Origin of the sequence: Nocardioides pocheonensis, from assembly GCF_003725535.1 — a bacterium.
Taxonomy (GTDB): Bacteria; Actinomycetota; Actinomycetes; order Propionibacteriales; family Nocardioidaceae; genus Marmoricola; species Marmoricola pocheonensis.
The window spans coordinates 396,822-413,880 of record NZ_RJSF01000044.1; the positions used below are offsets into that span (position 1 = coordinate 396,822).

The 17,059-nt window shown below is 72.3% G+C and carries 26 protein-coding genes and 1 pseudogene; 8 read left to right on the plus strand and 19 right to left on the minus strand.

Translation table 11 applies throughout. From position 1 onward, the window contains the following. Window positions 1-3: 3 nt before the first annotated feature. Window positions 4-684, plus strand: a complete 681-nt coding sequence (aat, locus tag EFL26_RS19045; RefSeq protein WP_123224460.1) for a leucyl/phenylalanyl-tRNA--protein transferase — start codon at window positions 4-6, stop codon at window positions 682-684. Between the two features lie 161 nt (window positions 685-845). Here the strand turns inward: aat and EFL26_RS19050 are convergent, their stop codons facing one another. Together EFL26_RS19050 and EFL26_RS19055 are read right to left on the minus strand one after the other, a co-directional pair. After that, the gene (locus EFL26_RS19050; protein ID WP_123224592.1) at window positions 846-1,163 is read right to left on the minus strand and encodes a rhodanese-like domain-containing protein; all 318 of its coding nucleotides are present in this window, start codon (window positions 1,161-1,163) and stop codon (window positions 846-848) included. A 10-nt stretch (window positions 1,164-1,173) separates the two neighbouring features. Next, window positions 1,174-2,040: an Fpg/Nei family DNA glycosylase gene (locus EFL26_RS19055; protein ID WP_123224593.1), complete on the minus strand. Its 867-nt coding sequence runs from the start codon at window positions 2,038-2,040 to the stop codon at window positions 1,174-1,176. Between the two features lie 73 nt (window positions 2,041-2,113). Here EFL26_RS19055 and EFL26_RS19060 point away from each other — a divergent pair, with 73 nt between their 5' ends. After that, window positions 2,114-2,371 carry a hypothetical protein gene (locus EFL26_RS19060; protein WP_123224461.1) on the plus strand — a complete coding sequence of 86 codons (258 nt, stop codon included), beginning with the start codon at window positions 2,114-2,116 and terminating at the stop codon, window positions 2,369-2,371. A 43-nt stretch (window positions 2,372-2,414) separates the two neighbouring features. Continuing rightward, window positions 2,415-3,641 (plus strand): ATP-binding protein, encoded by a 1,227-nt coding sequence (locus EFL26_RS19065; protein WP_123224462.1) that lies wholly within the window; start codon window positions 2,415-2,417, stop codon window positions 3,639-3,641. 27 nt (window positions 3,642-3,668) lie between these two features. Here the strand turns inward: EFL26_RS19065 and EFL26_RS19070 are convergent, their stop codons facing one another. The 13 genes from EFL26_RS19070 to EFL26_RS24355 all read right to left on the minus strand — a co-directional run bounded on the left by EFL26_RS19070 (window position 3,669) and on the right by EFL26_RS24355 (window position 10,495). Continuing rightward, window positions 3,669-3,971: a gas vesicle protein K gene (locus tag EFL26_RS19070; RefSeq protein ID WP_123224463.1), complete on the minus strand. Its 303-nt coding sequence runs from the start codon at window positions 3,969-3,971 to the stop codon at window positions 3,669-3,671. Continuing rightward, window positions 3,968-4,600, minus strand: coding sequence for a GvpL/GvpF family gas vesicle protein (locus EFL26_RS19075; RefSeq protein WP_123224464.1), 633 nt, complete (start codon window positions 4,598-4,600; stop codon window positions 3,968-3,970). The genes EFL26_RS19070 and EFL26_RS19075 overlap by 4 nt, the downstream gene beginning before the upstream one ends. Beyond that, the gene (gene gvpJ / locus EFL26_RS19080) at window positions 4,597-4,815 is read right to left on the minus strand and encodes a gas vesicle protein GvpJ (protein WP_221177037.1); all 219 of its coding nucleotides are present in this window, start codon (window positions 4,813-4,815) and stop codon (window positions 4,597-4,599) included. The genes EFL26_RS19075 and gvpJ (EFL26_RS19080) overlap by 4 nt, the downstream gene beginning before the upstream one ends. Next, window positions 4,812-5,606: a GvpL/GvpF family gas vesicle protein gene (locus EFL26_RS19085; RefSeq protein ID WP_123224465.1), complete on the minus strand. Its 795-nt coding sequence runs from the start codon at window positions 5,604-5,606 to the stop codon at window positions 4,812-4,814. The genes gvpJ (EFL26_RS19080) and EFL26_RS19085 overlap by 4 nt, the downstream gene beginning before the upstream one ends. Beyond that, entirely contained in the window at window positions 5,596-5,955 is a 360-nt protein-coding gene (locus tag EFL26_RS19090) for a gas vesicle protein (protein ID WP_123224466.1), read from the minus strand. Before EFL26_RS19090 ends, EFL26_RS19085 begins: the two co-directional genes overlap by 11 nt. Next, window positions 5,952-6,215, minus strand: coding sequence for a gas vesicle protein GvpO (locus tag EFL26_RS19095; protein WP_123224467.1), 264 nt, complete (start codon window positions 6,213-6,215; stop codon window positions 5,952-5,954). Before EFL26_RS19095 ends, EFL26_RS19090 begins: the two co-directional genes overlap by 4 nt. Next, window positions 6,208-6,459, minus strand: coding sequence for a gas vesicle protein GvpG (locus EFL26_RS19100; protein WP_123224468.1), 252 nt, complete (start codon window positions 6,457-6,459; stop codon window positions 6,208-6,210). Before EFL26_RS19100 ends, EFL26_RS19095 begins: the two co-directional genes overlap by 8 nt. Then, window positions 6,450-7,196 carry a GvpL/GvpF family gas vesicle protein gene (locus tag EFL26_RS19105; protein WP_123224469.1) on the minus strand — a complete coding sequence of 249 codons (747 nt, stop codon included), beginning with the start codon at window positions 7,194-7,196 and terminating at the stop codon, window positions 6,450-6,452. The genes EFL26_RS19100 and EFL26_RS19105 overlap by 10 nt, the downstream gene beginning before the upstream one ends. After that, window positions 7,193-7,663, minus strand: coding sequence for a gas vesicle protein GvpJ (gvpJ, locus tag EFL26_RS19110; RefSeq protein WP_123224470.1), 471 nt, complete (start codon window positions 7,661-7,663; stop codon window positions 7,193-7,195). The genes EFL26_RS19105 and gvpJ (EFL26_RS19110) overlap by 4 nt, the downstream gene beginning before the upstream one ends. Continuing rightward, window positions 7,660-7,923: a hypothetical protein gene (locus tag EFL26_RS19115; RefSeq protein ID WP_123224471.1), complete on the minus strand. Its 264-nt coding sequence runs from the start codon at window positions 7,921-7,923 to the stop codon at window positions 7,660-7,662. Before EFL26_RS19115 ends, gvpJ (EFL26_RS19110) begins: the two co-directional genes overlap by 4 nt. Window positions 7,924-7,929: 6 nt before the next feature. Then, window positions 7,930-9,327, minus strand: a complete 1,398-nt coding sequence (locus EFL26_RS24570; protein ID WP_221177038.1) for an SRPBCC family protein — start codon at window positions 9,325-9,327, stop codon at window positions 7,930-7,932. A gap of 1 nt (window position 9,328) precedes the next feature. Continuing rightward, complete coding sequence (locus EFL26_RS24350) at window positions 9,329-9,940, minus strand: hypothetical protein (protein WP_183408262.1); 612 nt, start codon at window positions 9,938-9,940, stop codon at window positions 9,329-9,331. A 213-nt stretch (window positions 9,941-10,153) separates the two neighbouring features. Beyond that, window positions 10,154-10,495, minus strand: coding sequence for a hypothetical protein (locus EFL26_RS24355; protein WP_183408263.1), 342 nt, complete (start codon window positions 10,493-10,495; stop codon window positions 10,154-10,156). A 159-nt stretch (window positions 10,496-10,654) separates the two neighbouring features. Between EFL26_RS24355 and EFL26_RS19135 the strand changes: the two genes are divergently transcribed. The 5 genes and pseudogenes from EFL26_RS19135 to EFL26_RS24935 all read left to right on the plus strand — a co-directional run bounded on the left by EFL26_RS19135 (window position 10,655) and on the right by EFL26_RS24935 (window position 13,408). Beyond that, entirely contained in the window at window positions 10,655-10,936 is a 282-nt protein-coding gene (locus tag EFL26_RS19135; RefSeq protein ID WP_123224472.1) for a GlsB/YeaQ/YmgE family stress response membrane protein, read from the plus strand. Window positions 10,937-11,116: 180 nt separating this feature from the next. Continuing rightward, a complete protein-coding gene (locus EFL26_RS19140) occupies window positions 11,117-11,905 on the plus strand; it encodes a glycerophosphodiester phosphodiesterase family protein (protein WP_123224473.1) in 789 nt (262 codons plus the stop codon). Window positions 11,906-11,989: 84 nt separating this feature from the next. Next, window positions 11,990-12,394, plus strand: coding sequence for an ATP-binding protein (locus EFL26_RS19145; RefSeq protein WP_183408264.1), 405 nt, complete (start codon window positions 11,990-11,992; stop codon window positions 12,392-12,394). Between the two features lie 71 nt (window positions 12,395-12,465). Continuing rightward, window positions 12,466-12,687 (plus strand): annotated as a pseudogene (locus tag EFL26_RS24930) (DUF5926 family protein); the annotation flags it as partial. A gap of 115 nt (window positions 12,688-12,802) precedes the next feature. Continuing rightward, window positions 12,803-13,408, plus strand: coding sequence for a DUF5926 family protein (locus tag EFL26_RS24935; RefSeq protein ID WP_281273816.1), 606 nt, complete (start codon window positions 12,803-12,805; stop codon window positions 13,406-13,408). Between the two features lie 181 nt (window positions 13,409-13,589). On the opposite strand, the gene EFL26_RS19155 is transcribed toward EFL26_RS24935, so the two are convergent. Genes EFL26_RS19155 through EFL26_RS19170 form a run of 4 tightly spaced genes read right to left on the minus strand, consistent with a single transcriptional unit; the run spans window position 13,590 to window position 17,055 of the window. After that, window positions 13,590-14,777: an arginine deiminase gene (locus tag EFL26_RS19155; RefSeq protein WP_123224475.1), complete on the minus strand. Its 1,188-nt coding sequence runs from the start codon at window positions 14,775-14,777 to the stop codon at window positions 13,590-13,592. A gap of 17 nt (window positions 14,778-14,794) precedes the next feature. Then, entirely contained in the window at window positions 14,795-15,880 is a 1,086-nt protein-coding gene (locus EFL26_RS19160; RefSeq protein WP_123224476.1) for a hypothetical protein, read from the minus strand. Next, window positions 15,877-16,398 carry a SigE family RNA polymerase sigma factor gene (locus EFL26_RS19165; RefSeq protein WP_123224477.1) on the minus strand — a complete coding sequence of 174 codons (522 nt, stop codon included), beginning with the start codon at window positions 16,396-16,398 and terminating at the stop codon, window positions 15,877-15,879. The genes EFL26_RS19160 and EFL26_RS19165 overlap by 4 nt, the downstream gene beginning before the upstream one ends. A 51-nt stretch (window positions 16,399-16,449) precedes the next feature. After that, window positions 16,450-17,055: a TMEM165/GDT1 family protein gene (locus tag EFL26_RS19170; RefSeq protein ID WP_123224478.1), complete on the minus strand. Its 606-nt coding sequence runs from the start codon at window positions 17,053-17,055 to the stop codon at window positions 16,450-16,452. Window positions 17,056-17,059 lie beyond the last annotated feature (4 nt).

Sequence of the window (17,059 nt, forward strand, 5' to 3'; positions counted from 1 at the left end):
TGCGTGCCGATCGACCCGGGACCGACGCTCTGGGACCTCCCCACCCCACGCCGGCGCGACCGCGACCTCGTCGCCATGGGCGGCGACCTCGAGCCGAGCACGCTGATCGCGGCGTACCGGCGCGGACTCTTCCCGATGCCGGCGGCGCTCGAGTCCGAGGAGATCTGCTGGTGGTCGCCGGTGCGTCGCGGCGTGCTGCCCCTCGACGGCCTGAGGGTGTCGAGGTCGCTGCGCGCGTCGATCCGGCGCTACGAAGTGCGGGTGAACACCGCGTTCCGCGACGTCATCCGCGGCTGCGCCGATCCCGCGCGCGACTCGCGCTGGATCGACACGGGCGTGCTCGACGGCTACACCCGGCTGCACGAGCTCGGGTGGGCGCACTCCGTGGAGACCTGGCGCGACGGCGAGCTCGTGGGCGGTCTGTACGGCGTCGCCATCGGCGGCCTGTTCGCCGGGGAGTCGATGTTCGCCCGCGCCACCGACGCCTCGAAGGTGGCGCTGGTGCACCTCGTCGACCTGCTCCGCGACGAGCACGCCGCGCAGCGGTTGCTCGACACCCAGTGGCAGACCCCCCACCTCGCGACCCTCGGTGTCGTCGAGGTCCCGCGGGCGGAGTACCTCGCGCGCCTCGAGGTCGCGCTGGCGCTCCCGCTCCCGGCCGCGTTCACGACCACCGCTGGTTGAGGCGCGGTTGCGCAGCAACCGCCTCGAAACCCGGTGGCTCAGGCCGACCCGGACGGGTGGTTTCGAGGCTCGCAGGCTCGCACCTCAACCACCGGTGGTTGAGGTGCGGTTGCGCAGCAATCGCCTCGAAACCCGGTGCCCCGAGGCGGACTCGCTCAGGCCTACGAGCCGCCGACCAGCTCGCGCCCGGCCTCCTGCCACTCCATCAGACCGCCGGCGAGGTTGACCGCGTCGTGGCCACGCTCGACCAGGTAGCGGACCGCGCGGGCCGACCGCGCACCGACGGCGCACACCACGAGCAGCTGCTGGTCGGACGGGAGCTCCTCGAGCCGCGACGGGAGCTCGCCGAGCGGGATGTGCACCGAACCGGGCACGTGCGCCTGCTGCCACTCGACGGGCTCGCGCACGTCCAGCACGGTGAGGCCGTCCGGGAGGGGCTGCGGGACCTGGTCGACCGTCACGGCCGGGATCGCGTCCATGTCCGACACGCTACTTCAGGAGCTTGGAGAGGCGGCGGTCGGCGAGCAGCTTTCCGCCCGTCTGGCACGTCGGGCAGTACTGCAGGCTCGAGTCGGCGAAGGAGACCTCGCGCACGGTGTCCCCGCACACCGGGCACTTCTCACCGGTCCGGCCGTGCACCGCCATGTGCGACTTCTTCTCGCCCTTCAGCTCGCTGGCCGGAAGCCCGCTCGAGCGCTGGACCGCGTCGGTCAGCACGGTGCGGATGGCGTCGTACAGGGTCTGGAGCTCGGCGTCGGTGAGGCTGTTGGCCGGCTTGAACGGCGACATCTTCGCGGCGTGCAGGAGTTCGTCGGAGTAGGCGTTCCCGATGCCCGCGACGTTGCCCTGGCTGCGCAGTACGCCCTTGATCTGGGCCCGGCCGGCGCGCTCCAGGATGTCGCGCAGCACGTCGATCGTGAAGGAGTCGGCCAGCGGGTCGGGCCCGAGGCGGGCGATGCCCTCGACGTCGTTCGGGTCGCGGACGACGTACAGGGCCAGGCTCTTGCGGGTGCCGGCCTCGGTCACGTCGAGACCGCTGCCGTTGTCGAGCACGATGCGGGCGGCCAGCGGCGACTTCGCGTTCGGCCGGGCCGGCAGCGGTGGCACCTCGTCCTTCCACCGCACCCAGCCCGCCTTCGCCAGGTGCAGGATCAGGTGCGTGCCGGACACGTCGATGTCGAGGAACTTCCCGTGCCGGGTGACCCCGTCGACCAGCCCGCCGGCGAGCGCCGTGATCGGAGGGTCGTAGGTCTTCAGGCAGCTGAACGCCGCGATGTCCACGCGCACGATCGCACGGTCCGTGAGCCGGCCGGACAGGTCGCGGGCCAGCGCCTCCACCTCGGGCAGCTCGGGCATGGAGCACACGGTACCGCCGCAGAAGTAGGCCGAATCGCTGTCGCCGGACACCTCGAAGGCGCAGAATCGAGCCATGTCAGCGGTGTCACCGGTCCCCGAGGGCGTCGAGTACTTCCTCGACACCCGCGGCGACGCGCGCGCCCTGCGGGTGAGCTGGCACCACGAGGCCGACGTCGTCGTGCTCTCGATGTGGCGCGGCCGCGAGTGCGTCTCCAGCTTCCGCCTCTCGATCGACGAGGTGCCCGAGCTGATCGCGGTGCTCCGAGACGGCCTCGACCGCTCCTACGACGCGGTGTCGCGGCCCGCGGGCGACGCCGCTACGACACGCTAGGCAAATCTAGGATCTGGCCAATACGGCCCGATACCGTCCGATCGTGGACCCGATCCGGAACCCCTACGCCCCCGGCGCCGGGCAGCGGCCGCCCGAGCTGGCCGGCCGCGACCACGAGCTGGGCGCCTTCGAGGTCGTGCTCGAGCGGGTGTCGCGTGGCCGCCCCGAGCGGTCCCTGGTGCTCACCGGGCTCCGCGGTGTGGGCAAGACGGTGCTGCTCAACGCGCTGCGCTCGGCCGCCGTACGCCGGCAGTGGGGCACCGGCAAGCTCGAGGCACGGCCCGACCAGGGGCTGCGCCGGCCGCTGTCGAGCGCCCTCCACCAGGCGGTGCGCGAGCTCGGCCACCCGCAGTCCGACGGCGTGCAGCAGGTGCTCGGCGTGGTGAAGGCGTTCGCCGAGCGCGAGGCCGGCCCGGGCGCGAAGCTGCGCGACCGCTGGCATCCCGGCATCGACGCGCCGGCGGCCCAGGGCCGTGCCGACTCCGGTGACATCGAGATCGACCTGGTCGAGCTGCTCACCGACGTGGGCGGTCTCGCCGCCGACCTCGGCAAGGGCGTCGGCATCTTCATCGACGAGATGCAGGACCTCGGCCCCGACGACGTCTCCGCCCTGTGCGCGGCCTGCCACGAGATCAGCCAGGCCGGGCTGCCGGTGATCGTCGTGGGCGCGGGGCTCCCGCACCTCCCGGCGGTCCTGTCCGCCAGCAAGTCCTACTCCGAGCGGCTGTTCCGCTACCAGCGCATCGACCGGCTCTCCCGCGAGGCCGCCGACCGGGCGCTCGCCGCGCCCGCGCAGGAGGAGGGGGCGGCGTACGACGCCGACGCCCTCGCCGCGATGTACGCCGCGACCGGCGGCTACCCGTACTTCATCCAGGCCTACGGCAAGGCGGTCTGGGACGTCGCACCGGCCTCGCCGATCACGGCGGCCGACGTCGCCGTGGCTGCGCCCGAGGCCGAGGCCGAGCTGGCGGTCGGCTTCTTCGGGAGCCGGTTCGAGCGTGCGACGCCGGGGGAGCGGGAGTACCTCCGGGCGATGGCCGAGACCGCGGTCGCGCAGGCCGAGAACGGCACCGACGCCGAGGCGGCCTGGGACATGAGCGGCAGCTCCGTGCCGACCGCCGACGTGGCCGCCGCGCTCGGCAAGAAGCCGCAGTCGCTCTCGCCGGCCCGTGACGCCCTGTTGAAGAAGGGCCTGATCTACTCCGGCGAGCGCGGCCGGATCGCGTTCACCGTGCCGCACTTCGGCAAGTACCTGCTCGCCCAGGGCTGAGGCCCGCCCGGTGGCCCGCCAGGCCAGTCAGAGCAGCGTGCCCAGCGGACCGAGGTCGATGTTCAGGTCCTCCGGCTCCAGCCCGAAGTGCTCGCGCAGCTCCTCCATCCGCTCCTCGAGCAGCATCAGGGTGCGACCGAGGCGCTCGACGTCGTCGTCGGAGAGTCCGCCCGCCTCGACCCGGCGGATCGCCTGCCGCTCCATCAGCTGGCGCAGCAGCTCGACGAGCGTGAGCACCAGCTGGACCAGGCCCTTCTCGACCGTCTCCGGGTCGGCCTCGACGCGGTTGCGCAGCGGGGAGGGCCAGGGGTCGTGGGGTTCCGCGGTCACGACAGCGCCGCCTCGTCGCAGAAGCTGAACGGCGGCCAGGGCCCGGTGACCAGAGTCTCGACGTCCGCGCGATCGGCGGCCCAGTCCGCGACCGCCGCGCACGCAGCGTCGGCGTCGGTGCGGAGAACGAGCACGGCCAGCCGGCGCTGGTCGGTCAGCAGGCGGGTCTCCTCCGACCAGGGCGCCAGGACGGCGCGCAGGTCGTCGAGGGCGCGGTCCTGCCGGCGTACGGCCTCCGTGCGCCGGAGCAGGTAGGCGCGGCCGGAGCCGTCGGCCGCATCCTCGGCGGGCTCGTCGGTGCGCTCGTCGAGCTCGAGGTGGACGACCAGCTCGCACCGGCCGGTCAGCTGCGCGAGCCTCTGGCTCCAGGCGGTGGCGTGCTCCTCCGCCACGGCGAACAGCTCCTCCCTGCTGGTCAGCGTGGTGCCGTAGCGGACCGGCAGCACCGGCATCCGCTCGGCCAGCGCCACGACTCGCCGGCCGTGCGCGAGCACGGCGGTCCGGTCGCTCGGCGGCGGCTCGTCGCGGTGCTCGTAGAGCACGGCCACGTCTCCCGCGGCGTGGCTCCGGAGCTCGGCGTCCGGAAGGACGGTCGCCTCGCGGGGCACGATCGCGTGCAGCAGGATCATCGGACGGCGCCTCCTGCCGGGGTGGGGCTCGTGACGACGGCGGGTCCGACCCGGTGTGCCGGCGCCAGGACCAGCCGCAGGCCCAGGTAGACGAGGTCGACGCCCGCGAGCGAGAGCACGACGTCGCCCGTGACCACGACACCGCCACCGATCAGCCGGTCGACCAGGTCGACGAGCGCGACCTGCTCGCCGCTCGGGATCCGGTCCACGGTCACGGGCGCGCCTCCGCCGGGTCGACGCGGTCGGTGCCGAGCTCGACGAAGTTGTACGGAGGCCACGGTCCGCTCACCTCCACGGTGATCCCGTCGCGGGCCAGCCGAGCCGCCACCTCCTCCACCCCGGCGAGGAACAGCCGCTCGTGCCGCCGGCACACCAGGTGCGCGGAGTTGAGCAGCATCGGCTCGCGGCGACCCGACAGCGTGCTGTCCTGTGGTTGGTTGACCACGCTCTGGCGGGACAGGTCGGCCAGGGAGGCGTACGCGTCCCGGACCAGTCGCTCGCGGTTCCCGCGTGCGGAGTCCCGCCGCGACAGCGCGTCGATGCGCTGTCGCAGGTACTCGCTGCCGCTCGCGGGGCGCTCGACCGTCGACTCCTCCGGCTCGCCGACGAGGTACAGGTGGACCGACCACTCGAGGTGGTCGTGGAGCGCCTGGAGCACGGCGAGGAACAGCGGCGTCTCCGCCTCCAGCATCTGGTGCAGCTGCACCTCGTCGCGGTACATCGCGGGCAGCCGCAGCGGCAGGACGTCGATGTCGCGGACGAGGTCGTTGAGAACCCTCTGGTGCTCGGTGGCCACCTGGGCCAGCCACGCCGGGTCCTCGGCGTGCTCCTCCCAGGCCGCGGCGCCGTACGACGCGCCGGGCACGATGCTGAACACGCCGCTGACGGGACCGGCATCGAGGAGCGCCACCCCGGCGCCCCCGATGCCGGTCGCGGGCACGTCGATCGCCGCGTCCGTGCAGACGACGCCGTAGGCGTGGATCACGGTGGCCGGCTCAACGTCCATGCTGCACCTCGCCGTCCCCGAGCCGCTGCTCGAGCTCGCGGACCCGCTGCTCGAGCGCGTCCTTCTCGTCGGGCTCGTCGATGCCGGTGACGAAGGCGTCGTTCTCCCACCAGGAGATCCCCATCTCCTTCGCCTTGTCGACCGAGGCGACCATCAGCCGGATCTTGATGGTGAGCAGCTCGATGTCGAGCAGCCGCACCTGGATGTCGCCGACGACGACGATGCCCTTGTCCAGCACGCGCTCGAGCACGTCGGCCAGGCTCTGGCCGGAGGGTTCCCGGTTGGTGCTGAAGACCGGGCCCTGCGGGGCACCGGGCGCCGTGGTGGTCTGGGGGCTGCTGGAGCTCATCGGTCCTCCACCTGCGATCGCTGGAACCTGCGGACACGGCGGTAGCCGGTGACCTCGCCGTCCCCGTCGAAGGTCACCTCGTAGCTGGCCAGCACGTCGGTGGTCTCGGGCACCCGCTCGAGCTCGAGCACGTCGACCATCGCGGTCCAGCCGTCCTCGACCCGACGGATCGCGGTCACTCCTTCGGCCGGGCAGCCGACCAACGCCTCGAGCTCGTCGAGCGCGCGTTGCCCCAGCTGGGCCAGCGACGCCCTAGCCATGGTCGGCCTGCCCGTCGATCAGCCGTTGCACGAGCTCCTCCTCGAGGAGGTCGGCCTCCGCGTCGCTCAGGTCGCCGGCGCTCCGGCGCGCGCTGACGTCCTCGAGCTCGCGCTGGATCCGGGCGGGGTCGTACCACTGCCGCTCGGCCTCCGCCTGGACCTGCTCCGCCACCCAGACCGCCCCGCGGACGGGTGCGAGCGGCCAGGTGACCAGCCCGGTGACGACGCCGGAGATCAGGCCCATGACTCCTCCTGCAGCTCGACGTGGTCCAGGAAGGCGTACGGCGGTTGCGGGCCGACGTAGCGCAGCGACATCTGTCCCGCCACCTGGCGGTCCAGATCGCCCACGGCCGCGTCGACGCGCGCTCGGTCCTCCCTCCTGACCAGCAGCGCGACGCTCGCGACGTCGTACGCCCCCCGGACGTCGTTGATCGAGGCTGCCAGCGCATACGGACGGAGCCACTCCACGACGGTGTGCTCGGCGTCCTCGCGCAGTGTCGCCAGCGCGCTGCCGACGGCCTCCCCGAGACGGATCTGGGCGGCCTGGTCGGCCGGGTCGACGGACGCGCGGAAGGCGGCGAGGTCGGGGTCGCGGCGGAGCACCTCCCGGAGAGCCGCCTCCTCGTCGTACGTCGCGTGCACGGTCACCTGCACGCACCCGTCGAACGCCTGCAGCAGGCCGAGCAGGTGGTCGCGCTGGTTGACCAGGAACTCGCTGCGCACGGTGTCGTCATCGGGCACGATCACCCCGAAGCGCACGGGGACCACCGTGGTCTCCGCGGCGACCGCCTCGAGGAGGTGGGCGTGCGCGAGCAGGTCGGCGCGCCGAACCCGGGCGTCCTCCTCGACGTCGCTGACCAGCACGGCGAGCCCGTCGGCCTCGACCCGCCTGACCGGACGAGCCAGGCGCCCGGTCAGGCCGTCGGGCAGCCGCGCCGTCGAGGCGATCACGCCGTAGACATGGCACAGCACGGCGCTCACCCCTGGCTTCGCGAGCGCGCGGCACGCTTCTGCGGCCGGCGCTGCGCGGTCTTCTTCTGGGCGCGGGGCTGCCGCTGCTCCTCGTCGCCCTCGTCCTCGTCCTCGTCCTCGTCGTCGTCACTCCCGAAGAGCTCGCCGACCTTCTCCTTCACCCCTTCCAGGGCACCCGAGGTCTTGCCCTTCGCCCCGGACTCCGTCAGACCCTGGACCAGGTCGGGCAGGCCCTTGGCGTCACCGACCTCGGACAGGTCGAGGCGGTTCACCGCCTGCGCGAACCGCAGGTAGGTGTCGACGCTGGCGATCACGATGCGGGCGTCGATGGTGAGCAGCTCGATGCCGACCAGGGAGACCCGCACGTAGATGTCGATCACCAGGCCCTTGTCCAGGATGGTGTCGATCACGTCGGCGAGGCTGCTCGGCGCCGGCCGGTCGAGGTACCGGTTCGCGGACTGCTGCATGACGGTCATCGGGACTCCTTGTTGTCGGTGGGCAGGGCCTGGTCGTCGCGCCGCATCAGGTGGCGACGGATCGCCGACCGGTTCGCGGAGAGGGCCTTGGCCACTCCCGCCTTGTTGCAGCCGGTGAAGTAGCCGATGCACCAGTCCAGCTGCTGCAGGGCGTCCTCACAGGCCGTGCGGTAGCGGTCGACCTCCTTCATCAGGTCGACCACCTCGCGGTTGCGGGTCTGTCCGCCTCCGCTGCGCTCCCGCGTCGAGGTCGTCGCCATCCGCGATCACCTCTTCGAGCGCGACGCGCTGGCGGACCGGCCCGTCTTCCGCCCGCTCGACCCGGTCGACCGGCTGCGGCCCGAGGAACCCGAGCCCGACGACGTGCGGCTCGTGGTCGTCGGGGTCCGCTTCGCCGCAGCGGCCGTCCTCTGGGAGGTCGACTTCCTGGCCGCGGTCTTCTTCGCGGTCGACCCGCTCGACGCCGTCTTCCTCGCAGTCGTCTTCTTGGCTGCGGTCTTCTTCGCGGTCGAGCCGCTGGAGGCCGTCTTCTTCGCGGTCGACTTCCTGGCGGTCGACCCGCTCGACGCCGTCTTCCTGGCAGTCGTCTTCCTGGCTGCGGTCTTCTTCGCGGTCGAGCCGCCGGACGCCGTCTTCTTCGCGGTCGAGCTGCCCGATGCGGACTTCTTGGCGGTCGAACTGCTCGACGTCGACTTCCTGGCCGCGCTCTTCTTCGCGGTCGAGCCGCTCGAGGCGGACTTCTTGGCGGTCGAGCCGCTGGAGCTCGACTTCTTCGCCGTCGACGACGACCGCTGGCGCTTCACCTTGCCGTCGTGGATCTCGCCCTCCCAGCCGTCCACCTCGTCCTGCTGCAGCAGCGCGTGGTTGGCGACGAAGCGGCGGTAGTGCTTGAGCTCCAGCCGGACCCGACGGCCCTGGGCGCGCCAGAGGTTGCCGGTGCGCTCGAAGAGGCCTTGCGGGAAGTACTCCAGCGAGACCAGCACCCGGGTCAGGTCGGGCGCGAGCTCGTGGAACGTCACCGCCCCGTCGACGTGGCCCTTCTCGCCCTCGGACTTCCAGACGATGTGCTCGGGCGGGACCTGGTCGATGATCTTGGCCTTCCACGTGCGGTGGGACCAGAAGATCTGGGCCTTCCAGGTGACCTCCTCCGGGTCCTTCTGGTTGACCGCCTCGACCTTCTTCATGAAGGCGGGGAAGGCCTCGAACTGCGTCCACAGGTCGTAGGCGACCTCGCGGCTGACCGGCACGTCGATGGTCTCGACGATGTTGGTCACCTTGAGGTCGGTGGAGTCCATCGACGCGACCTTGCCCTTGCCGCCGGAGTCACCGGCGTCCTCGTCGGAGTCGTCGTCGCCCGAGCCGACGCCCGGGATCGCGTCCTTGACCTTGCCCGCGGCGCCCTTGACAGCACCGACCGGAGAGGCCGCCTTCGCCGCCGCCTTGGCCCCGGCCTTCACCATGTCGCCCGGTCCGGGTACGGCGTCACCGAGATCACCGAGCTTGCCGCCCGTGCCGGTCAGGCTCGCGCCGATCTTCGCGACGCCGCGCTTGGCGAGCGCCTTCCCGAGCTCGACGACCTCGTCCTTGAGCCGGTCGACCGGCAGCTCGGAGAGCAGCCCGTCCACGAGCCCGTTTCCCTGGCCCTGCTTGGTCTGCGTCGCCATGTCAGCGTCCCCCTGCTCCTGCCGGGGACAGTGCCCGGCGTCGTCGTGCGCGGGTGCGAGGGGCCAGGTCCGACTCCTCGTCCTCCTCGTCGTCCTCGTACTCGTCGGAGGGCTCCTCGTCGGACTCTTCGTCGTCCTCGGGCTCCTCCTCGTCTTCCTCGTCCTCGTACTCGTCGTCGTCCTCGTACTCGTCGGAGGCCTCGTCACCGGACTCGTCGTCCTCCTCCGGAGCCTCCTCGTCCTCCTCGGAGTCGTCGTAGGCCTCGTCCTCGGGCTCGTCGTCGGCCTGGCCGCCGCGGGACGGCGTGCCGCCACCGAGCGCTTCCCTGCGTTCGGCCAGCCGGTCCGTGAGCCGCTCGAGCCGGGACGCGGCGGCAGCGACCGCCACCCCGCGCCCGGCGTCCACCAGCTTCGAGCCGGCCTTCCCGGCGACCTTCCCGGCGCTGCCCTCGGTGAGGCCACCCACACCGTGGGTGACGAGTCCGACGGCGGACTTCCGGACGTCCTCGCTGGCCAGCGCGGTGCCGACCATGAGGGCCAGGCGCAGCTTCTTGAACCGGCCGAACAGGTAGCCGGCGGCGACGGCGGTGCCGACGCGTGCAGTCGTGTCCATAGGGGTCTCCCTCCCCAGTGGGGCGGCTCCCGCCCCACCCTCGTGGCGCCGTACCCCGCCATCACGGGGACCGAACGCCAGGTTTCGGTGGTGCGCTGGTCAGTAGTCGTCGGGCGCCGGCGCGTCGCCCTCCGGCGTGCCGGAGCACGCTCTGCTCACGATGTGTTGCTCCCTCCCCAGGGACGAGGCCGCGGCCCCATCGCGCGCACGCCCTCAGGCGTGCGCGACCTTCCTCACTCTCTTGCGGGTCTTCTTGAGCCGCTTCCGGACGGCCTTGCCGTCGGGTCGCGGAACGTCCGAGAGACGGTCACCGAGGGCCTCGGCCGCACCGGTGACCGCCGACCGCGAGGCCTTGCCCGCGGTCTTCACGGGATGCCGGGCGCCCGGCGGCATGAACAGCCGGATCGCCATCCCGAACAGGCGTCGGCCCAGCATCAGCAGCGGGATGCCCACAGGCAGCAGCACGACGGTCACGCACAGGACCAGGGCGACCAGGCACACGACACTGGCCACGATCCACATCAGCGCTCCGGCAAGAGCGCGCAGAACTCTCACGTTGTTCCTCCCTCCCACAGGAGAAGCGCCTAGTACCCACCGGTCTGTGGCGCACACATCGGGCCGCACACATCGGTACGGGGGACATGTCTGCCGGCCGGTCCGGGTACCTGTCCTGCCTGCGAGACCCTCACGTGGTCTCAGGGGAGGAGAACCAAGATGAGTGTCATCGGTGTGCTCGTGGCGGGCGTGATCATCGGCCTGCTCGGCAAGCTGGTCGCCCCGGGCGACAAGGACAACACCCCGCTCTGGCTCACGATCGTGTGCGGGATCGCTGGAGTCCTGGTCGGGTGGTACATCTACGCGGCCTTCGGCGGCAACGGCTCGAACGGGGTCGACTGGACCCGCTGGATCGTCGCCATCCTGGTCTCGGCGGTCTTCGTCGTGATCGCTTCGACGGTGACCGGCCGCAACAGCGGATCGCGGCGCCTGCACGTCTGACGCCCCGGGGCTGCGGCCCCGGCTGAGGGCCAGGATCAGAGCAGGGACGGCCCGGCGGGAGACCGCCGGGCCGTCAGCGCGTCCGGGCCACTGGGCCGGCCGCACGACTTCGCAGCCTGGGCCACTGACCCTCGGTGCGTCCTCGCGCGCGATCCCGGGGTGGCACCGACAATGGTGCCCATGGCAGAGCGCCGGCCCCAGGTGGTGGCCCACCGCGGAGCGAGCGCGGACCAGGCCGAGCACACCCTGGCTGCCTACGTCGTCGCCCTGGACCAGGGCGCCGACGCGCTGGAGTGCGACGTCCGGCTCACCGCCGACGGCCACCTCGTCTGCGTGCACGACCGCGATCTCCGGCGTACTGCGCAACAGCGACGGCTGGTGTCGTCCATGGAGCTGACGGAGCTCGAGCAGCTCGACTTCGGGGCCTGGAAGCACCCGTGGGCCGAGCTGGACGACGAGGCGCCGGACGCCGACCCGGAACGCAACAAGGTGCTCACCCTCCGCCGGCTGCTGCAGACGGTCGCCGACTACCCGCGGCCCGTGGAGCTGGCGATCGAGACCAAGCACCCGACCCGGTACGCCGGTCTGGTCGAGCGCCGGCTGGTCGACCTGCTCGACGAGTTCGGCTGGGCCGGTGACGGATCGCCTGCGCGGGTGATGAGCTTCTCGTGGGTCGCCCTGCGCCGCATCCGGCGGCTCGCCCCCGCCCTCCGGCTGGTCTTCCTCATGGACTCGCCCCTGGACTGGGCGCGCACGCGCCCTCTCGCCGAGCCGGACTGGATCGCGGGGCCCGGCATCGAACTGCTCCAGAAGCACCCCGAGATGATCCGCCGGATCCGGCGGGCAGGCACCGAGCTGCACGTGTGGACCGTGAACAGCCGCGTCGACCTGGACCTCTGCCTCGACCACGGGGTCTCCGCCGTGATCACCGATCGGCCGCAGCAGATGCTGGACTACTTGCACGCATGACGTTTGCCTCCGGTGTCACCGGGCATAGGAGAGGGAGGCGGGTGACGGCGAGCGCGACGGCGAGGTTCGACGATGATCCCAGGCATGACGGCACCCCTGCAGGGTCCCGTCACCATGAGCGTCCCGTTCGCCCCCGAGAGTGCCAGTCGCGTCCGGGCCGCACTGAGCACGTGGCTCGGCCACCGCGGCTCCTCCCCGGCGGTCGTCGACGAGGCCCGGCTGGTCGCCACTGAGCTGGTCGGCAACGCCGTGCGCCACGCCTCCCCGCTCGGGAACGGCACGGTGCTGGTGCGCTGGCAGGAGGACGGCAGCGACCTGGTGCTCTCCGTGTGCGACGGTGGCGGGCCGAGCCGGCCGGAGCGGGTCGAGGCGCAGCCGTACGACGTGCGCGGCCGTGGCCTCACGATCGTCGACGCCCTCAGTACGGCCTGGTGGGTCGAGCACCACACCCAGCTGCACACCGTGAACGTCCGGATCCCCCTGCGCTGACCACCTGCGCTGACGGCCGGCCGCTCCCGGGCGCCGGTCGCGCCAGCCCGGGGCTCCTCTAGCCTTCGGCCATGGGCAAGAAGTCACGCGTCAAGGCACGCGCCGCCGAGGCCACTCCCCGCGCCGAGGGGGAGGTCGGGCCCCGCGAGCCCTGCCCGTGCGGCTCGGGTCGCCGGTACAAGGCCTGCCACGGCAGTCCCGGCGGTGCTCCGATCGTCTGGTCCGCACGGCCGTTCTCCGGCCTTCCCGCCGAGTGCGACGTGATCGCGATGCGCGAGTTCGTCCCGGCGGCGACCGCGCCCGTGCGGTTGGCGGGGTCGGACCGCGAGGTCGTGCTCTGCACGCTGCTCCCCGGCGCGGCCCCCGGGGCTGGTCCGCGAGGACGGCGCGATCTGGCTCGGGCTCCAGGTGCAGCACGCGTACGGCGACCCCAGCCGCGACCTCGGCGCCGTGCTGGAGGCGGCGCTCGACGCCGAGCCGGGCAGCATGGTCGGCCTGCCGTCCGACCCGGGCGAGGGTCCCCGGCTGCAGGACCTCGTCGTGGGTGACCTCGAGGTGACCGTGCACGAGGGATTCGGGTTCTGGGCCGCGGGCGTCGACGACCCCGACGGCAGCATCGAGGCCGCGCTCGAGCAGGCCAACGCCACGGCGGCGCCGACGGCCCGGCTCGAGGGTGTCGAGGCGGCGTACTGGACCTCGCTGGGCGACCGGGAGTTCCTCCGCTGGGTGCGCCCGGAGGCGGAGGACCCGCTGCTGGACGCGCTGGCGAGGCTGCACGCCGCCCGGGAGGACCACCTCGTAGAGGGCGCGCGCCTGATCGGGATGTTCCGCGCCCACGGGGTGCTCGTGCCGGTCTGGGACGTCCCTCCGGGCACCGGGCCCGAGCCGCTCGCCGGAGCGGTCGCGGAGTTCGACCGCCGGCTCGCCGAGACGCTCGCCGACGCCCGGCCGCTGCACGCCGCGGAGCGAGCCGCCCGCTCGGGGCTGACCAGCCGCCAGCTGACGATCCGGTAGCCATCGGAACGGAATCTTCCCGGGGTGCGGCTTGTCCGGGTTGCACCCCGTGTCGTATGGTTCAACTCGCCCGGTCGGCGTTGCATCCCCCGTCAACACCGACCGGGCTTTGCCTTTCCCGGAGGTCTGCCCGGAGGTGTGCCCGGAGGGTGTGTCCGGGGGTGTGCGGGGCCGCGCCGGGCTAGCCGTCGCGGCTGATCGGACAGCTCATGCAGCGCGGGCCGCCGCGGCCGGAGCCGAGCTCGGATCCGGCGATCGCGACCACCTCGATGCCCGCCTCGGCCAGGCGGGCGTTGGTCTCCACGTTGCGCTCGTAGGCGACCGCGAGGCGCGGCGCCAGGGCGAGCGTGTTGTTGCCGTCGTCCCACTGCTCGCGCTCGGCGGTGACCGGGTCGAGACCCGTGTCGATCTGGTGGAGGGTGTCGATCTCCATCGCCTTGGCCGCGGCCACCAGGAACGGCTCGGCCGAGGCGACGTCGAGGACGCCGGGCTCCGGCTCCGTGACGGTCCAGGCCTGGAGCCGGTCGGCGACGTTGGGGTACATCACGATCTTGTCGACGTCGACCATCGTGCAGACCGTGTCGAGGTGCATGGTCGCCCGTTCCTGGGCGATCGGGACGGCCAGCACCGTGTGGGCGAGGTCGTCGGCGAAGAGGTGCCGGGCGAAGCGTTCGACCCCTGCGGGCGTCGTACGCTCGCCGACGCCGACGGCGACGACGCCGGGGGAGAGCAGCAGCACGTCGCCGCCCTCGACGTGCTCGTGGTGCGCGCCGTGGATCGTGGGCGTGCCCGCGAAGCGGGGGTGCGCGGTGTAGATCAGCTCGGTCAACTGGGTCTCCCGCACGCGGGCGGGCATCGCGAGGGACGTGATCGCGACCCGGTCGCGGATCCAGACGCTGGAGTCGCGGGTGAAGAGGAGGTTCGGCAGCGGGTCGACGAGGAAGTCGTCGGGAGCCAGCAAGGAGGTGACCAGGCCGAACCCGCCCCGGACCTCGTCGTTGCGCAGGCCGGCGGTCAGGACGAGCGCGAGAGCCTCGGGCGAGTGGTCGGCGAGCGCGGCGCGCAGGTAGTCGCGCAGGGTGTCGCCGAGGTGTCGGGACTCCAGCACGTCGTCGATCGCCCGGGTGCGCGTCTCCTCGGTCGCCAGGGTCTCGACCAGCAGGTCGACGAGGTAGAGCACCTCGACGTCGCGGTCCCGCAGGGCCTGGGCGAACGCGTCGTGCTCGTCCTGCGCCCGGCTGACCCAGGGGATCCCGTCGAACAGCAGCTTGTCGTTGTTGCGCGGCGTCAGCCGCTTCAGCTCAGGACCCGGCCGGTGCAGCATCACCGTGCGCAGCCGGCCGACCTCGCTGCTCGCTCCCAGTGGCATGGAGGGAGCCTAGAGGCTCACGGGCTTCCCGGCGTCGGTGCGGACTCGCAGCGACGGGTGAGCACGCTGCACCGCACGTGCCCGGTGATCAGCTCCGTGGAGGTGTCGCCGCTCGAGATGTCGAGGACCACGTCGGTGTCGGATTCCCAGTAGAGATCGCGGACGTCGCTGAATCCGGCCGGCATCCGGAGCGTGGCCTTCGTCGCCGGGCGACCGGGTTGCTGGAACGTGACCGCACCCCACGAGGCGAAGCCACCTCCGGCGGCTGGGTCGCGAGCGTCGGTCAGCCACGCGCCCCAGGACCCTGTCGGGTCGAGCCGGACCTCCTCGGCCCGACTCGGGAAGCCCGTCGGGCCGTACATGAGCGAGGAGATGTCGGTCGCGCGAGGAGCGCCGCCGGGACGCCAGGCATGCCCGCTCGTGACCCCTCCGTAGGTCACCGTGCCGTCGTCGCCCACCGTGATCAGCTGTTCGCCGGACTCGTCGTCCGGCTTGGCGACGAGGGTGGCGGCGGACAGCCGACCGAGCTCGTGGACGGCTGAACGCGTCACGTCGGCGACGACGATGACGCCGGTCGTGTGGTGGTCCTCGACCCAGGCGATGGTCCGGGCGTTCGGTGACACCTTCACGACGGGTCCCGCCACGTCGTGGAGCACGCCGATGCGCTCGGTCCCTCGGAAGACTCCGATGTCGGTGGCGCCGTCGGTGGACGTGGTGCGCCCGTATCCGAGGGTCAGGCCACCCAAGGTGACGGCATCGCTCCACGCACCCGGCTGCGGCGTCCCGTCGATGTAGAGCGTGCCCTTCGCCGGGTCGACGTAGGTCCGCAAGGGCGACCCGAGCGGAAACGTCCCCATGGTCGCGGTCGAGGTCGGCCCGGTGGGCGAGGGTGCTGCATTCGGCCGGCCGATCTGGTTGCCGACGACGACCGCAGCCACCACCGCGGCGGCCGCGAGGAGCGTGGTCGCCGTCCAGCGCACGCGTGACCGGGTGCGACTCTGCTCGGCCTGCTGGACGACCGCCGCCACGGCCGGGGGCGGAGGCACGTCGATGCCCGTGGCCACGGAGGCCAGCTCGTCGGTGAGGGTCTGCTCGAGGTTCACGACCGCTCTCCTTCCGTCTGCGCGATCCGGCCGCGCAGCGCACGCAGCGCGTCGCTGGCGGTCGACTTCACCGTGCCGGGCGAGCAGCCGAGCGCATCGGCGATCTGCTGCTCGGTGAGGTCCTCGTAGTAGCGGAGCACGATCACGGCCCGCTGCCTCGGGGGGAGGGCGGCGACGTGCGGCCAGAGCACCAGCCGGTCGTCGTCGTGGCCGGCGGGCACGTCGACCTCGGGAGCCTGGTCGACCAGCCGCTCCCGCGAGACGCGGAGCGGGCGGCGGGAGCTGACGAAGGCGTTGGTGAGGATCCGGCGGACGTAGGCGTCGGGGGACGACGCGGCCGCGACCTTCGGCCAGGCGAGGTACGCCTTGACCAGGGTCGCCTGGGCGAGGTCCTCGGCGTCCGCGTGGTTCCCGGTGAGCAGGTACGCCGTCCGGTAGAGCGCGGTCCAGCGGGCACCGACGTACTCCTCGTACGAGGGCGGCGGGAGGTCGGTGCGGGCCGGAGAACGAAGCGCCATGGCTCCCCCTTTCTGACCCGTGTGACGCCGCGAGACCGGCATCGGGTTGGGTCAGCCGCGGAGGAGGTCGTACACCGTGATCGCGGCCAGCATGAGGCACACGGCTGCCCCGATGTAGTGGATCACCGACAACCGCACGTGGCGGAGCAGGTAGCGCCCGGCGAGCACCGCGACTCCGGAGACGGTCACGAGCGCTCCCCAGGCGCCGAGGAACACGGCGACCGGCTCGTCGTACTTGCCGACGAGGCTGATCGTCAGCAGCTGCGAGAGGTCGCCCCACTCGGCGGCGAACAGGACGAGGAAGGACGCCAGCACGGCGGCCCATCCGGTCTTGGGTTCCTTCGCCTTGGCCGCGAACTCCTCCTCCGCCTCCTCCTCGTCGGCATCGGCTCGCGGTGCCTCGCGGGCGAGCAGGAAGGCGCCGACCAGGAAGATCGCCGCGGCGACGGCGTGGACCACGTCGGTGGGCAGGAACGTGACCGCCTTGCCGACCGTGACGGCCAGCAGGGTCTGGACCAGGAAGGCCAGGCTGACGCCTGCCCACACCAGGACGCCGCGGTAACGGGTGGAGAGCACCAGGGCCGCGATGAAGGTCTTGTCGGGGAGCTCGACGACGAAGATGGCCGCGAAGGTCAGGGCGACGACGCTGGGGCTCACCGGA

What these genes read in the sequence shown, in the direction of transcription:
- EFL26_RS19085 (WP_123224465.1), bottom strand. Translation starts at nt 5,606, where the DNA reads ATGGACGTTGAGCCGGCCACCGTGATCCACGCCTACGGCGTCGTCTGC.
- EFL26_RS19050 (WP_123224592.1), bottom strand. Translation starts at nt 1,163, where the DNA reads ATGGACGCGATCCCGGCCGTGACGGTCGACCAGGTCCCGCAGCCCCTC.
- EFL26_RS19165 (WP_123224477.1), bottom strand. Translation starts at nt 16,398, where the DNA reads ATGGCGCTTCGTTCTCCGGCCCGCACCGACCTCCCGCCGCCCTCGTAC.
- EFL26_RS19135 (WP_123224472.1), top strand. Translation starts at nt 10,655, where the DNA reads ATGAGTGTCATCGGTGTGCTCGTGGCGGGCGTGATCATCGGCCTGCTC.
- EFL26_RS19060 (WP_123224461.1), top strand. Translation starts at nt 2,114, where the DNA reads ATGTCAGCGGTGTCACCGGTCCCCGAGGGCGTCGAGTACTTCCTCGAC.
- EFL26_RS19095 (WP_123224467.1), bottom strand. Translation starts at nt 6,215, where the DNA reads ATGGCTAGGGCGTCGCTGGCCCAGCTGGGGCAACGCGCGCTCGACGAG.
- EFL26_RS19155 (WP_123224475.1), bottom strand. Translation starts at nt 14,777, where the DNA reads ATGCCACTGGGAGCGAGCAGCGAGGTCGGCCGGCTGCGCACGGTGATG.
- EFL26_RS19100 (WP_123224468.1), bottom strand. Translation starts at nt 6,459, where the DNA reads ATGGGCCTGATCTCCGGCGTCGTCACCGGGCTGGTCACCTGGCCGCTC.
- EFL26_RS19090 (WP_123224466.1), bottom strand. Translation starts at nt 5,955, where the DNA reads ATGAGCTCCAGCAGCCCCCAGACCACCACGGCGCCCGGTGCCCCGCAG.
- gvpJ (WP_123224470.1), bottom strand. Translation starts at nt 7,663, where the DNA reads ATGACCGTCATGCAGCAGTCCGCGAACCGGTACCTCGACCGGCCGGCG.
- EFL26_RS19115 (WP_123224471.1), bottom strand. Translation starts at nt 7,923, where the DNA reads ATGGCGACGACCTCGACGCGGGAGCGCAGCGGAGGCGGACAGACCCGC.
- EFL26_RS19055 (WP_123224593.1), bottom strand. Translation starts at nt 2,040, where the DNA reads ATGCCCGAGCTGCCCGAGGTGGAGGCGCTGGCCCGCGACCTGTCCGGC.
- EFL26_RS19140 (WP_123224473.1), top strand. Translation starts at nt 11,117, where the DNA reads ATGGCAGAGCGCCGGCCCCAGGTGGTGGCCCACCGCGGAGCGAGCGCG.
- EFL26_RS24350 (WP_183408262.1), bottom strand. Translation starts at nt 9,940, where the DNA reads ATGGACACGACTGCACGCGTCGGCACCGCCGTCGCCGCCGGCTACCTG.
- EFL26_RS19145 (WP_183408264.1), top strand. Translation starts at nt 11,990, where the DNA reads ATGACGGCACCCCTGCAGGGTCCCGTCACCATGAGCGTCCCGTTCGCC.
- EFL26_RS24570 (WP_221177038.1), bottom strand. Translation starts at nt 9,327, where the DNA reads ATGGCGACGCAGACCAAGCAGGGCCAGGGAAACGGGCTCGTGGACGGG.
- EFL26_RS19075 (WP_123224464.1), bottom strand. Translation starts at nt 4,600, where the DNA reads ATGATCCTGCTGCACGCGATCGTGCCCCGCGAGGCGACCGTCCTTCCG.